Source organism: Pseudomonas peradeniyensis (genome assembly GCF_014268935.2).
In the GTDB taxonomy this organism is placed as follows: Bacteria; Pseudomonadota; Gammaproteobacteria; order Pseudomonadales; family Pseudomonadaceae; genus Aquipseudomonas; species Aquipseudomonas peradeniyensis.
This window is the reverse complement of sequence record NZ_JABWRJ020000004.1, coordinates 69,831-84,725: the sequence shown is the minus strand read 5'-3', so window position 1 is coordinate 84,725 and position 14,895 is coordinate 69,831. Positions and strand designations below refer to the sequence as shown.

The following is a 14,895-nucleotide window of genomic DNA, read 5'->3' as shown; positions in this document are numbered from 1 at the left end:
AACCAGGGTTGATCTGTTGCATATTGAGATCGGGTGAGACGGCATGCGATACACATGGTTATGCGTTCTGTTCGAGGGTGCTGGGGGCGCTTTGCGCCCCTATCGCGACATAGACCGCGACCCCTGTAGGAGCGGCCTTGTGTCGCGATAGGGCTGCGAAGCAGCCCCAGGATTGCCAACCCCGGAGGATGTCTCAAGGTGAAACACCCAGTCGCGAAATGGGACGTTCACCTACAACCCCAGACGCGGGCCCATACCCGCAAAACCTAGGCAACTCACTGATCAAAAACATATTTGCCGCAACTGGCACACTTCCTGTATCGCAACTGTCACATGCACACCGCTGTACCCAAGCGTGCGAATAACGATAAGAACAACACCGTGGAGGTCTGACCTTGAAGACGACTCGACTCCGGCGGCAGGCGGGCACACTGGCGCTGGTCGCCACCGCACTGCTGTCCGCCCAGGCCATGGCGGCCGAGCAGGGCCCGAGCCTGTTGCAGAACAAGTGCATGGGTTGCCATATCCCTGAAGGCAACGACAGCTACAGCCGCATCAGCCACCAGCGCAAGACCCCGGAAGGCTGGCTGATGAGCATCGCCCGCATGCAGGTGATGCATGGCCTTTCGATCAGCGACGACGAGCGCCGCACCCTGGTCAAGTACCTGGCCGACAAGCAGGGCCTGGCGCCCAGCGAGACCGAGGGCGTGCGCTACGCCATGGAGCGCCGGCTGAACACCGTCGAGCACTTCGACGATCAGCTCAGCCAGATGTGCGGCCGCTGCCACTCCGGTGCCCGGGTCGCCCTGCAGCGGCGCCCGGCCAAGGAGTGGGAGCACCTGGTCAACTTCCACCTCGGCCAGTGGCCGTCCCTCGAGTACCAGGCCCAGGCCCGCGACCGCGACTGGCTGGACATCGCCCTCAAGCAGATGGTGCCGGACCTGGCCAAGCGTTTCCCCCTCGACAATCCGGCCTGGGCCGAATGGCTCAAGACGCGGCCCGAGTCCAAGGTCCTGGCCGGGCAATGGGCGTTCAGCGGCCACATGCTGGCCAAGGGTGACGTGCGCGGGGTGATGACGGTCAGCGCCGAGCAGGGTGACACCTTCAAGGTCGAGCTCAAGGGCGCCTATGCCGACGGCACGCCGTTCAACGGCAGCGGCTCGGCGATCCTCTACAACGGCTATGAATGGCGCGGCAACGTCAAGGTCGGCGAAGCCAACCTGCGTCAGGTGTTTGCCGCCATCGACGGCCAGATGAAGGGCCGCATGTTCGAGGCCGAACACGACGAGCGCGGCCTGGACTTCAGTGCCTCGAAAGCCGGCCAGGGTCGCCTGCTGGCAGTACAGCCGGCGTTCATCAAGGCCGGTGCCGACAGCGAGATCACCCTGGTGGGCAGCGACCTGGCCGGCAAGCCCGACCTGGGCGCGGGTGTCGAGGTGATCGAGGTTCTGGAATCGACGCCGACGCTGATCCGGGTCAGGGCGCGTGCCGCCAAGGACGCCGCCGCTGGCCAGCGCGAGGTGGCGGTGGGCGCGCTCAAAGGCGTGCAACTGGCGGTGTACGACAAGGTCGAGGAGGTCAAGGTGGTGCCGGCGTTCTCCATTGCCCGCATCGGCGAGAACGGCGCCTCGGTGCCCAAGGTCCAGGGCCGCTTCGAGGCCGAGGCCTGGGGCAGGGACGCCAGCGGCCAGCCGCTGCGCATCGGCTACCTGCCGGCCAGCTGGAAGGTCGAGCCGTTCAACGAGCGCGCGGTCGAGGACGAGGACGTCAGGTTCGCCGGGCAGATGCAGGCCGACGGCGTGTTCGTGCCGGGCGGGGCAGGGCCCAACCCGGCGCGCAAGATGATGACCAACAACGCCGGCAACCTGAAGGTGATCGCCACCCTCGCCGACGGCGGCCAGCAGGGCGAGGGTCACATGATCGTCACCGTGCAACGCTGGAACAATCCGCCACTGCCATAGGCATCAACTGACGCATCGAATCCCGGGAGGTCGCCATGGGCGCACTACTGAACCTGGTCGAACGCAACCTGCACGAAGTGCAGGTGGATGCCGACCGCATGCTGTTCCATATCCCCAGCAGTTCGCTGTTCGCCGCCGACGCGGTGACCGGCGGCATCATCGACACCTTGCGCCGCCAGGGCTGCTCCGCCGAGGAGCTGATGCAACGCCTCGGCCAGCAGTTTTCCGGGCACGACATCGAGGAAACCCTGCGCGAGCTGATCGCCCTTGAAGTGGTCAGCGACGGCTCGCCGCTGACCCCGGAAATCGCCCTGAAGCAGGTCGAGCGCACGGCGCTGAACACCGTGGTGCTCAACGTCAACACCGGCTGCAACCTGAGCTGCACCTACTGCTACAAGGAAGACCTCGACAAGCCGTCGGCCGGACGCAAGATGAACACGGCCACCGCCGAGGCCTCGGTGGAGATGCTGCTCAAGGAGTCGCCCGACGAGCAGCGCTACAGCGTGGTGTTCTTCGGTGGCGAGCCGCTGTCCAACCGGGCGCTGATCGAGCACATGGTGGCCTACTGCGAGCGGCGTTTCGCCGAGGCGGGCAAGCAGGTCGAGTTCATCATGACCACCAACGCCACCTTGCTGACCGAGGAGATCGTCGACTGGCTCGACGCCCACCGTTTCGGTTTGTCCGTCAGCATCGACGGGCCCAAGACCGTGCACGACCGTAACCGCATCACCGTGGGCGGGCAGGGCACCTACGATGTGGTACGGCGCAAGGCCGACATGCTCCTGTCACGCTACCGCAGTCGGCCGGTGGGGGCGCGGGTCACCCTGACCCGTGGCATCACCGACATCGAGACCATCTGGAACCACCTGTTCAACGAACTGGGCTTCGCCGAGGTCGGTTTCGCCCCGGTGACCTCCGGCGACATGGCCGACTACAACCTCACAGGCGAGGAGCTGGTGCAGGTGTTCGCCAACATGAAGGCCCTGGGCCGGCGCTACCTGGAGGCGGCGCTGGAGCACCGCAACATCGGTTTCTCCAACCTGCACCAGCTGATCACCGATATCCACGAGGGCCACAAGAAAGCCCTGCCGTGCGGTGCCGGGCTGAAGATGCTGGCGGTGGACCACGAAGGCGAGCTGAACCTGTGCCACCGTTTCACCGGCTCCAGCCTGCCGACCTTCGGCAACGTGCACCAGGGCGTGAAGCAGGCGCAGCTCAACGACTTTCTCTCGCAGCGCCTGGACCGCAGCGGCACCGGCTGCGACAGCTGCCGCATCCGCAACCTGTGTTCCGGCGGCTGCTACCACGAGAGCTATGCCCGATACGGCGATCCGCAGCACCCGACCTACCACTACTGCGAGCTGATGCGCGACTGGGTCGACTTCGGCATCGAGGTCTACAGCCGCATCATGGCCGCCAACCCGGCCTTCATCGATCGCTACATCACTCCCAGGAAGGCGCACTGACATGAAGCACCTCAAACCGCTGAACAACAAGGCGCGCATCCTCGAACAGGCCGCCGCCGAAGACCGCGTCGACGAAGTGCTGGCCATGAGCGCCGTGGCCGGCTGCACCGCCACCACCGACCCGGGCTGGGAAGTGGATGCCTTCGGCGGCGTCAGCTCGCTGTGCCAGCCGATGGAGGCAGACCTGTACGGCTGCTCCGACCCTTGCTGGTGGCCGGCCCAGGTGCCGGACATGATGAGCACCTACCAGGACTGGAACGCCCAGGCGACCAACTCCGCCGAAGACTGGCGCAACCTCGGCACCGTATTCCCGAAAGACAAATAGAACGACAAGGGGAAACCGCATGAAAGCTGGATTCTGCGCGCAGCTCGCGCTCACCATTGCCGCCACGGCCTGCGCCTGGGCGGCCCAGGCCGACGAGGCAGGCAAGGCCTTGAAGGCCGGCCATGAATACCTGATCGCCACCAACTACCCGAACAACCTGCACGTGGTCGAGGTGGCCAGCGACACCCTGTACAAGACCTGCCGCATGCCCGATTCGTTCGGCCCCGGCACGGCGATGATGGCGCCGGACAACCGCACGGCCTACGTGCTGAACAACCATTTCGCCGATATCTACGGCATCGACCTGGACAGCTGCAAGACCACCTTTCACGCCAATCTCTCCAGCGTGCCGGGCGAGGTCGGCAAGGCCATGTATTCCTTCGCCATCAGCCCCGACGGCAAGGAAGTCTACGCCACGGTCAACCCGAGCCAGCGCCTGAACGACCACTACGTGGTCAAGCCACCGCGCCTGGAGGTGTTCCGCACCAGCGATGGCCTGGACGCCAAGCCCGTGCGCAGCTTCCCGATGCCGCGCCAGGTCTACCTGATGCGCGCCGCCGACGACGGTAGCCTGTACGTGGCCGGGCCGGACATCTACAAGCTCGACATCAAGACCGGCAAGTACAGCGTCGCGCTGCCACTGCGCAGCTGGAACCGCCCAGGCTACAGCGCGCCGGACGTGCTGTACTTCTGGCCGCACCAGAGTTCGTTGCATGAGTTCTCGATGCTCTACACCATTGCGAAGTTCAAGGATGCCAAGCAGGACCCGGCCACCGCCGAGCCGCTGTATGGCTACCTGAGCATCGACCTGAAGACCGGCAAGGCCCACACCCAGGAGTTCGCCGAGCTGACCGAGCTGTACTTCACCGGCCTGCGCTCGCCCAAGGACCCGAACCAGATGTACGGCGTGCTCAACCGCCTGGCCCGCTACGACATCCAGCAGAAGAAACTGGTCAAGGCCGCCAACCTCGACCATACCTACTACTGCGTGACCTTCGACAAGGCCGGCGACAAGCTCTACCTGGGCGGCACCTTCAACGACCTGGCGGTATTCGACCCGAATACGCTGGAGAAGGTGAAGAACATCAAGCTGCCCGGTGGCGACATGTCGACCACCACGCCGCAGGTGTTCGTTCGCTAGCGCCATCGCGGGGCAAGCCCGCTCCCACGCCGGCCACACTGGACCGGTGGGAGCGGGCTTGCCCCGCGATAGGGCCATGTCAGGCAAAACAAAGACAAGAGACAGCCCATGCCCCAACCCAGTCATACCCTAGGCTCAAAAGCCACTCCATTGCTTACCCACTGCATCGGCGACGCCTTCGACGCCACGGTCGCCCGCTTCGCCGACCGCGAAGCCCTGGTGGTTCGCCACCAGCACCTGCGCTACACCTGGCGGCAGCTGGCGGAGGCCGTCGACCAGCACGCCCGCGCCCTGATGGCCCTGGGCCTGCAGGCCGGCGACCGCCTGGGCATCTGGGCACCCAACTGCGCCGAGTGGTGCATCACCCAGTTCGCCAGCGCCAAGATCGGCGCGATCCTGGTCAACATCAACCCGGCCTACCGCACCAGCGAGCTGGAGTACGCCCTGGGCCAGTCAGCTTGCCAATGGGTGATCTGCGCCGACGCCTTCAAGACTTCCGATTACCACGCCATGCTGCTGGACCTGGTGCCCGAGCTTGGCGCCTGCCGGCCGGGCGAGCTGCAGAGCGCGCGCCTGCCCGAGCTGCGCGGGGTCGTCAGCCTGGCCGACACGCCCCTGAATGGCTTCCTGGCCTGGCCGGCGTTGCAGGCCCGCGCCGGCGAAACCGACGCCGGGCAACTGGCCGCACGCCAGGCCAGCCTGCACCGGCACGAGCCGATCAACATCCAGTACACCTCCGGCACCACCGGTTTCCCCAAGGGCGCGACCCTCAGCCACCACAACATCCTCAACAATGGCTACATGGTCGGCGAAAGCCTCGGGCTGACCGAGCACGACCGGCTGGTGGTGCCGGTGCCGCTGTACCACTGCTTCGGCATGGTCATGGCCAACCTCGGCTGCATGACCCACGGCAGCACCCTGATCTACCCCAACGACGCCTTCGACCCCCTGCTGACCCTGCAGGCCGTGGCCGAGGAACGCGCCACCGCGCTGTACGGCGTGCCGACCATGTTCATCGCCGAGCTCGACCACCCGCGCCGCCAGGAGTTCGACCTGGGCAGCCTGCGTACCGGCATCATGGCCGGCGCGACCTGTCCGATCGAGGTGATGCGCCGGGTGATCGACGAGATGCACATGGGCGAGGTACAGATCGCCTATGGCATGACCGAGACCAGCCCGGTGTCGTTGCAGACCGGCGCCGCCGACGACCTGGAGCGCCGGGTGACCAGCGTCGGCCGCACCCAACCGTGGCTGGAGAGCAAGGTGATCGACAGCGCAGGTGGCACCCTGGCACGCGGTGAGATCGGCGAGCTGTGCACCCGCGGCTACAGCGTGATGCTCGGCTACTGGAACAACCCCAAGGCCACCGCCGAGAGCATCGATGCCGATGGCTGGATGCACACCGGCGACCTGGCGGTGATGGACGACGAAGGCTATGTACGCATCGTCGGCCGCAGCAAGGACATGATCATCCGTGGCGGCGAGAACATCTACCCGCGGGAGCTGGAGGAGTTCTTCTTCACTCACCCGGCGGTGGCCGATGTGCAGGTGATCGGCATCCCCTGCAGCCGCTATGGCGAGGAGATCGTCGCCTGGATCCGCCTGCACCCGGGGCAGGCGCTGGGCGCGGACGAGCTGCGTGACTGGGCGCGGGCGCGCATCGCGCATTTCAAGGTGCCGCGGCATATCCGTTTCGTCGACGCGTTTCCGATGACGGTGACCGGCAAGGTGCAGAAGTTCAGGATGCGTGAGATCAGCATCGAGGAATTGGCGAGCGGTACCGATCGATAGTCATCAGCCCTGTGGCCGGGCACCGTTGAGGAACAACTGCTCGACCGCCTGCGCGGTGTTGGCGCTGGCGGCGCGGCCGCGGTGCTCGGCATCGACCATGCCGTAGATCATGGTCATGAATATCTCGGTGAACACTGCCGCGCTGATGTCGATGCGTAGCACGCCCAACTGCTGGGCACGCAGGAAGAACGCATCCATGGCCTGGATATAGACCTGCCAGCGCAGGTCCTCGGCGTCGTTGAGCAAGGTGTCGGGGCGGTACTGGAACATCAGGAACATCAGCAGTTCGCGGTGCTTGAGGTGTTCGGCGATCAGGTGGCGAATACCGGCCAGCGGTTCGATGCGCTCGAGGTCGGCTTCGAGGATGACCTGGTTGAGCACCTGCTCGCCATGGTCCTCGAGCAGCTTCACCAGGTTGTCGCGGGTGCCGCAGAAACGGTGCAGGGTGGCCTTGCTGACCCCGGCGGTTTCCGCCAGCTCCTTGAGGGTGGCGCGGGGGTGGACGACAATGGCCTGGGCCAGGGCTTTGAGCAGGCGCTCTTCCTGGAGGGTTCTACGCATGTGGGACCTCGAGTCGGGGTTCGGCGACGAAATATCCACAATTGTATCATATGAGACGAATAAATCTCATGAAGGGTGCGTAAGGCCGCTCTCATGGAACAAAACACAATTCTTTGATTTGACTGGGGCAGCGTGGGAGCGGGCTTGCCCCGCGATGCGACGTTTGGCACCGGCTACGCCGGTGATCGCGGGGCAAGTCGCATCGGCGCACCGCCGCTCCCACGCTGGAACTCTGTTACCTGCGCGACACCGTAGCCCGAAGGGCTGGGCGATCGCGCATGGCTTGAGGCAATGGTCGGGCTCAGACCGTGTAATGCTTCAACTCACGCGCAATCAGCATGCGCTGGATTTCGCTGGAACCCTCGTAGATCTGGGTGATGCGCGCATCGCGATAGTACTTCTCCACCGGGTAGTCTTCCAGGTAGCCGTACCCGCCATGCACCTGGATCGCCATCGAGCAGACCCGCTCGGCCATCTCCGAGGCGAACAGCTTGGCCTGGGAGGCCTCCGACAGGCAAGGCTTGCCGGCGCTGCGCAGGCGCGCGGCATGCAGGATCAGCAGGCGAGCTGCGTTGACCTGCACCTGCATGTCGGCCAGCAGGTTGGCGATGCTCTGGTGCTCGTTGATCGGCTTGCCGAACTGGATGCGCTCGCGGGAGTAGGTCAGCGCCGCCTCGAACGCTGCGCGGGCGATGCCCAGGGCCTGGGCGGCTATGCCGATGCGCCCGCCTTCGAGGTTGGACAGGGCGATGGCCAGGCCCTTGCCGCGTTCGCCCAGCAGGTTGGTGGCCGGGATGCGGCAGTCGTCCAGGGTCACCGCGCAGGTGTCGGAGGCGCGAATGCCCATCTTGTGCTCGCTGCGGTCGACCTTGAAGCCTGGGTTGTCAGTCGGTACCAGGAAGGCCGAGAGGCCTTTCTTGCCCAGCTCCGGGTCGGTCACGGCGAAGACGATGGCCAGCTTGGCGCGGCGGGCATTGCTGACGAACTGCTTGGCGCCGTTGATCACCCACTGGCCATCGACCAGTTCGGCGCGGGTGCGCAGGTTGTGGGCCTCGGAGCCGGCCTGGGGCTCGGTCAGGCAGAAGCAGCCGATTGCCTCGCCGCTGGCCAGTAGTGGCAGCCAGTCCTGCTGCTGCTCGGGCGTGCCGTAGGCCAGCAGCGGGCCGCAGCCCACCGAGTTGTGGATGCTCATCATCGCCCCGGTGGCGCCATCGGCGGCGGAGATTTCCTCGACCGCCAGTGCGTAGGCCACGTAGTCGGTGTAGCTGCCGCCGAACTGCTCCGGGGCGACCATGCCGAGCAGGCCCAGTTCGCCCATCTTGCGCACCACGTCATCGTCGATCCAGCCGGCCTTTTCCCAGGCCTGGGCATGGGGCGCGATCTCGCCGCGGGCGAAATCGCGGGCCATGTCGCGGATCATGATCTGCTCTTCGCTCAGTTCCAGGTCTTGCATCTGTGTACTCCCGGGCTCACAGGCCTTCGAAGAATTGGTCGACCCGCTGGGCGGTGAGACCGGCCAGGGTCGGCGGGTTCCAGCGGGGTTGCTTGTCCTTGTCGACGATCAGGGCGCGCACGCCTTCGATGATGTCGCCGTGGGCGAACCACTGGCGGTCGATGTGCAGTTCCATGGCGAAGCAGTCTTCCAGGGCCAGGTGGCGGCCGCGGCGCAGCAGTTCCAGGGTGACGGCCATGGCCAACGGCGAGCGGGTTTCCAGCAGGTCGGCGGTGTCCAGCGCCCATTGACGGCTGTCGCCGATGGTCACGGCGCGCAGTTGCTCGATGATGCTCGGCAAGTCGGGCAGGGCGAAGAAGTGGTCGATCACCGGGCGCAGTGTCGCCAGTGGCGCGTCTGCCAAGGTCTGGGTGCCGAGCTTGGCGAGCAAGCCTTGCAGGTCCTTGAGCGGGTTGGCGCCGAAGGTCAGGCGGTCGAGCCCGTCATCCAGGGCCGCGAGCTTTTCACTGTCGACGTACCAGTCGGCCAGGCCGCAGTAGAGGGCATCGGCAGCCTTGACCTGGCTGCCGCTGACGCCCAGGTAGATACCCAGTTCGCCCGGTACCCGGGGCAGGAAGTAGCTGCCGCCGACATCCGGGAAGTAGCCGATGCCTACCTCGGGCATGCCCAGGCGGCTGCGTTCGGTGACGATGCGCAGGTCGCAGCCCTGGGCCAGGCCCATGCCGCCGCCGAGGGTGAAGCCGTCCATCAGCACCAGCACCGGCTTGCGGTAGCGGTGGATGCACAGGTCCAGGGCGTATTCCTCGACGAAGAAGTCCTCGTGGAGTTTCTCGCCGGCCTTGTAGCTGTCGTGCAGCGAGCGGATATCGCCACCGGCGCAGAAGCCCTTGGGGCCCTCGCCACGCAGCATCACGGCGTGCACCTGCGAATCCTGGGCCCACTGGTCGAGGTGGTGCTGCAGGCTGCGCACCATGTCCAGGGTCAGGGCGTTGAGGCCGGCGGGGCGGTTGAGGGTGAGGTGGCCAATGTGGTTGCGAACCTCGGCCAGTACCTGATCCGTTGCCGAGGGTTGAGCGTGCGCGGTCATCGCGGTCTCCCTGCTTTGTTATTGATTTTCCAAGTGAAGTCCTGGAATGCGCGGGCGGATCGAACGATCCTGTCATGCAAAATTACCCTGCACAATTGGCAAATCTGCAGGGCTGCCGTGCGTTTTTGTCGTGAGGGCTCAGGGCGGGCGCTACTGTCTGTGGTGAACATGCGCGATACGGATTGCAACAGCACAGGTCCAGGAAGCACTCATCGCACCCGGCTTGCCAACCATCCTTGGAACGCATCGACACGCGTCTGGTAGCCTGTTTCACAGGCATCGTCCCCGCCAGAAGTTATTGCCACTTGTACGATACTGCTGTTTTCAATCAGGAAGGCAGGGCCTCCGGAGTCTCCCTTGCAGGTGTTCTTTCCCTTCACGCTGAACGCTACGCGACGATTTTCAATGTCGTTCACCCACCACGATGCCGCGCGTTTGATGCCTTCGGCAACTTTGTCATTGTCCACCACGTCAAAGCCGAATCCTACAAATGTCAGGGATACACGTTGGTCGACAAGCTGTTCCCAGTTGGGTTTTCCGTTATGCAGTCTTACCGGCGTGACCGTGAGGTCTTCTTGGGTGTAGAGCAAAGCGATGTCGTCTTCCAGCGTGATGGGGTTGAATGAGTAGCCCGTGGCACTATCTCTTGGCAAGTCGAAGTCGATGACCTTTACCCGTTCGAACGCTGGGTCGTGCAGATTCGAGCCGAGCTTGAACGTCATGTCGGTCAACTGTTCCTCATAACCGCTGATACAGTGTGCGGCCGTCAGTATGGTTCGCTTGCCAAGCACCGTTCCCGTACAGTGAAGAGATTCGCCCAGCATGATTGCGCCTACATTTTTGTAGGCGTGTGTTTGCTTCCCGCCTACGATGTAGGGCTTTAACAAGCTTTTGCTGGCCAGTATGGGGGCTTTGCGAATCCTCACATCGACACGTGCCGAGTTACCCGTTCGTTGTTCGCAGCATTCACCCTCGTTGCGTGTTGTGGTAGGGAGTTCGACGAACAATTGTGTTGATGAGCCGGGCTCGGCCGTCAGTGTCAGGGAGTGGCTCACCAGCCCTTTGCCCTGTGCCAGGTCGGTGCCATTGAGCAGTAGTTTGAAGGCGGCATTGCTGGACGTCCCAGCGATATCCACGATGTAGTCGGCTTTTGGATAATCCGGGTTGAAATGCAGGGTAATGGTGGCCGAGGAGCGTGCCGATGCCTGGGCACTCGTATCGTGCCCCAGGACACCCAGGCAGATGCCTGGCAGGCAACTCATGCAGGTTCTATAACTCCCACCCCGGGAAAATGAGCTACTGGTCAACGCCAACGTCACGCTACTGTCCGTTACCGAGCTTTGGGCATTAGCCTGGGCCGAGGTGTAGCTTTTTCGGCCGTACTCGACGCACCCACTTGATTCGTCGCCCAGCAGGTTTGCCGACAACTCCGTCGCGCCTTGTAGAACCTTGGGTAAAACGCCGAAGGCTTGTAGCGAGATATCGTTATCGGGCAAGACCTCGATGGTAAAAGGAGGGGGAGCAGCAGCCTGTACGCTTGCGCTGAAGGCCAGTAATGCAATGAGCATTGACGAAGCCAGGTTGGGGACTGTCATTTTTTGCCATCCTGCTTCGCAGCGTCGATTGCATCCTTGATGGCCTTGGCTTGGGTGGCCAGGGCATCGACAACTTCGCTGTTGGTTGAAACACTATCCTTTTCATTCGTTGTGGAAGCACCGCATTCGCTGTGGAACACAACTTTGCCGTTTTTCGGCAGGACCGCGAATTGATAGAACTGTGGGTCACTGACCTTGAAGTTCTTCTGGTAGACACTGTTGTTATATTTGAAAAATATCGTTGCGGGCCGGCATGCCGCATAGATCGCATAGTTGACACGGCCCTCTGGGAGCTGGCCGATAGGCCTGGCATCGGTAGGAAGGGCGCCCAAGATCAGCTGGACACCATTGCCCAGTGAAATTGTCTTTTCACCTTTTGGCGCGTCCCGTACGACGTTGTCGAGTTTGATGCTCTGTGGCAGTTGGGCAGGGTCCAGGTCCTTGACGGTGCCTGATGAGGCACCAAATGCAACGACTTTTATGGCAATCGCCGCGACTGTATTGATGATCTTGATTCTATAATCGGCAACTTCGCTACCCACTTCGTTCCATAGGTCGGTATTGGGCAGTTTGGTGATGTTCAGGGTGGTGCGGGCGTAGAATGGATCATCACGCGTTATCGCCAGACGCTTGCTCAGAGATTCGACCGGTTGCGTTTGCAGAGTAAATCCTGTGAGGGTTCCTTTTGAGTCTTTCGTGGCGTCAATATCCACACGTGATGAGCGCAAGTAGAAGAAGCTGGCCTCTTTTCCAGTAACATCGGCGTTCGAAGCGATTGTCGAGTACTTTACGCTCGGCGCGACGGTGCAAGCTGATAATGACACTGCAGCTAGGACGGCCGAGATTCTGGCGTTATTCATGATGGCTCCTTGCATGATCAAATCGAGTGATGGCAAATTGATAGTGTAGTTGTCTTTATAAAAAAAATAGGAAGAGAAAAAACGATAAGTACCGTTTCATCGATGAAACAGTTTCGGGCCCACTCCTGCTTCAGTACGGTCCACGTTGCACTGACTCACCCCGAAGGGTGATAGCCGCCCCGTCCCCCCCATGAAACAATCCCGGCCAGCACTCACCCTGGCGGGGAAGACAATAATGAGCAATGCCCAGCTGAATTCGCCCGATTGGTACGCGCAGATGGCCCGCGTGGTCGACGCCATCGGCACCCCAGGCTTCGTCGAGGCACTGTTCGCCGCGCTCAACCAACTGGCAGCGTGCCAGGCCATCACCGTGTTCCTGTACCCGCGCAAGGGCCTGCCATCTGCGCTGTTCGCCAAGGACGACGAGGGGCCCTGGCTGCCCGAGGGCAACGTGCAGAAGTACCTCGAAGGCTACTACCTGCTGTGCCCGTTCTATCGTGCCTGCATGGACGGTGTGCCCGCCGGTTGCTATCGCCTGAGCGACGTCGCCCCCGACCACTTCAAGCGCAGCGAGTACTACACCTCGTTCTACCAGCACGCGCACCTGGAGGACGAACTCAACTACCTGGTGCCGCTGGACGCCCAGCTGACCATCGCCGTGGCCCTGGGCAGCACCCGGCGCCTGGGCAGCCGCCAGGTGGCCGAGCTCAAGTGCGTCGCCGCCTGGGTGGTGGCGGTGGTGCGCCGCCACTGGGGGCAGCTGGATGCCGGGGCGCTGGGTGGGCGCTTTGAAAGCGCGCTGGGGCGGCAGATCAACGCTGCGCTGAACAATTTCGGTTCATCCTTGCTCACCGAGCGTGAATGCCATATCGCCCAGTACCTGCTGCGCGGCCATTCCACGCGCTCGCTGGCCGAGCGCCTGGGGATCAGCGAAGACACCGTCAAGACCCACCGCAAGAACCTCTATGCCAAGCTCGACATCGCCACCCAGGCCGAGCTGTTCTCGCTGTTCATCGCCTCGCTGGCCCAGGCCCAGGAAGGCCTGGGCAAGGATCCGCTGGAAAGCTACCTGCGACGGCGCTGAACCACCGTTTCACCTCATCCAGACAACGACAATCACCGGCCCCGCGTGTGGCCGGAGGGGAGACCTGCGTGCATACGAAAAGCGATTGGCAGCAGCGCGCTGCACTGCAAAGCTTCATCACCACCGCGTTGATCGACGGCCGCCCGGTGGCGGCCCGCGACGGCGCCACCTTCGCTGCCGTCAACCCGGCAACCGACCGCTGCCTGGCTCAGGTCGCCGCCTGCGCCGACGACGAGATCGACCAGGCGGTGCGTGCCGCCAGACGTGCCTTCGAGCACGGCCCTTGGGCACGCATGGCGCCGGCCGAGCGCAAGCGTGTGCTGCTGCGCCTGGCCGAACTGATGCTGGCCCACCGCGAGGAACTGGCATTGCTCGACTCGCTGAACATGGGCAAGCCGGTGATGGACGCCTACAACATCGACGTGCCGGGCGCCGCTCATGTGTTCGCCTGGTACGGTGAGGCGCTGGACAAACTCTACGACCAGGTCGCGCCGACCGCCGCCAATGCCGTGGCGATGATCCGCCGTGAGGCGCTGGGCGTGGTCGGCGCGGTGGTGCCGTGGAACTTCCCGCTGGACATGGCCGCCTGGAAGGTCGCCCCGGCGCTCGCCGCAGGCAACAGCGTGGTACTCAAGCCTGCCGAGCAGTCGCCGTTCTCGGCCCTGCGCCTGGCCGAGCTGGCATTGCAGGCCGGGCTGCCGGAAGGCGTGCTCAACGTGGTGCCGGGCCTGGGCGAAACCGCGGGCCGCGCCCTGGGGCTGCACCCGGACGTGGACTGCCTGGTGTTCACCGGCTCCACCCAGGTGGGCAAGTACTTCATGCAGTATTCGGCGCAGTCCAACCTCAAGCAGGTGTGGCTCGAATGCGGCGGCAAGAGCCCGAACCTGGTGTTCGACGACTGCCGCGACCTCGACCTGGCGGCGCAGAAGGCGGCGTTCGGCATCTTCTTCAACCAGGGCGAGGTGTGCTCGGCCAACTCGCGGCTGTATGTGCAGCGCTCGATCCATGACGAATTCGTCGAGCGCCTGCTGCGCCAGGCCCGTGAATGGCTGCCGGGCGACCCGCTGGATCCGGCCAGCCGCGCCGGTGCCATCGTCGATGCCGGGCAGACCGCGCGCATCGAGGCGGCCATCGCCCAGGGCCGGGCCGAGGGCGCGCGCCTGCTGTGCGGTGGCGAGCGGCTGAGCGTCAACGGCTCGCAGAACTTCATCACGCCGACGATCTTCACCGACGTACGCCAGGACATGGCTCTGGCCCGCGAAGAAATCTTCGGCCCGGTGCTGGCGGTCAGCGCCTTCGACGACGAGGAGCAGGCCATCGCCCTGGCCAACGACAGTGTCTACGGCCTGGCCGCGTCGGTCTGGAGCGACGACCTCAACCGCGCCCACCGCGTGGCCCGGCGGCTCAAGGCCGGCACGGTATCGGTAAACACCGTCGACGCCCTGGACGTGACCGTGCCGTTCGGCGGCGGGCGCCAGTCGGGCTTTGGCCGCGACCTCTCGCTGCATTCGTTCGACAAGTACACCCAGCTCAAGACCACCTGGATCCAGCTGCGCTGACATTCACCCGAG

The 14,895-nt window shown here is 63.9% G+C and carries 12 protein-coding genes; 7 read left to right on the top strand and 5 right to left on the bottom strand.

All coding sequences use genetic code 11. From position 1 onward, the window contains the following. Positions 1-395: 395 nt before the first annotated feature. From peaA to HU751_RS20700, 5 genes are all read left to right on the top strand, one after another. Positions 396-1,961, top strand: coding sequence for a quinohemoprotein amine dehydrogenase subunit alpha (peaA, locus tag HU751_RS20720; protein ID WP_186732329.1), 1,566 nt, complete (start codon positions 396-398; stop codon positions 1,959-1,961). Between the two features lie 35 nt (positions 1,962-1,996). After that, entirely contained in the window at positions 1,997-3,427 is a 1,431-nt protein-coding gene (peaB, locus tag HU751_RS20715) for a quinohemoprotein amine dehydrogenase maturation protein (protein ID WP_186732330.1), read from the top strand. A gap of 1 nt (position 3,428) precedes the next feature. Continuing rightward, positions 3,429-3,752, top strand: coding sequence for a quinohemoprotein amine dehydrogenase subunit gamma (gene qhpC / locus HU751_RS20710; protein WP_050705338.1), 324 nt, complete (start codon positions 3,429-3,431; stop codon positions 3,750-3,752). A 19-nt stretch (positions 3,753-3,771) separates the two neighbouring features. After that, a complete protein-coding gene (gene peaD / locus HU751_RS20705) occupies positions 3,772-4,893 on the top strand; it encodes a quinohemoprotein amine dehydrogenase subunit beta (protein WP_186732331.1) in 1,122 nt (373 codons plus the stop codon). Between the two features lie 108 nt (positions 4,894-5,001). Beyond that, positions 5,002-6,684, top strand: coding sequence for an AMP-binding protein (locus tag HU751_RS20700; protein ID WP_186732332.1), 1,683 nt, complete (start codon positions 5,002-5,004; stop codon positions 6,682-6,684). 3 nt (positions 6,685-6,687) lie between these two features. On the opposite strand, the gene HU751_RS20695 is transcribed toward HU751_RS20700, so the two are convergent. The 5 genes from HU751_RS20695 to HU751_RS20675 form a co-directional block, all read right to left on the bottom strand. After that, entirely contained in the window at positions 6,688-7,245 is a 558-nt protein-coding gene (locus HU751_RS20695) for a TetR/AcrR family transcriptional regulator (protein WP_186732333.1), read from the bottom strand. Positions 7,246-7,546: 301 nt separating this feature from the next. After that, positions 7,547-8,698, bottom strand: coding sequence for an acyl-CoA dehydrogenase family protein (locus tag HU751_RS20690; RefSeq protein WP_186732334.1), 1,152 nt, complete (start codon positions 8,696-8,698; stop codon positions 7,547-7,549). Positions 8,699-8,714: 16 nt separating this feature from the next. Then, complete coding sequence (locus tag HU751_RS20685; RefSeq protein WP_186732335.1) at positions 8,715-9,785, bottom strand: enoyl-CoA hydratase/isomerase family protein; 1,071 nt, start codon at positions 9,783-9,785, stop codon at positions 8,715-8,717. A 209-nt stretch (positions 9,786-9,994) separates the two neighbouring features. Then, entirely contained in the window at positions 9,995-11,380 is a 1,386-nt protein-coding gene (locus HU751_RS20680) for a S1 family peptidase (RefSeq protein WP_186732336.1), read from the bottom strand. Then, a complete protein-coding gene (locus tag HU751_RS20675; RefSeq protein WP_186732337.1) occupies positions 11,377-12,240 on the bottom strand; it encodes a hypothetical protein in 864 nt (287 codons plus the stop codon). Before HU751_RS20675 ends, HU751_RS20680 begins: the two co-directional genes overlap by 4 nt. A gap of 235 nt (positions 12,241-12,475) precedes the next feature. Between HU751_RS20675 and HU751_RS20670 the strand changes: the two genes are divergently transcribed. Both HU751_RS20670 and HU751_RS20665 read left to right on the top strand, forming a co-directional pair. After that, positions 12,476-13,324 (top strand): helix-turn-helix transcriptional regulator, encoded by an 849-nt coding sequence (locus tag HU751_RS20670; protein ID WP_186732338.1) that lies wholly within the window; start codon positions 12,476-12,478, stop codon positions 13,322-13,324. A 68-nt stretch (positions 13,325-13,392) separates the two neighbouring features. Further along, positions 13,393-14,883, top strand: a complete 1,491-nt coding sequence (locus HU751_RS20665) for an aldehyde dehydrogenase (RefSeq protein WP_186732339.1) — start codon at positions 13,393-13,395, stop codon at positions 14,881-14,883. Positions 14,884-14,895: the final 12 nt, after the last annotated feature.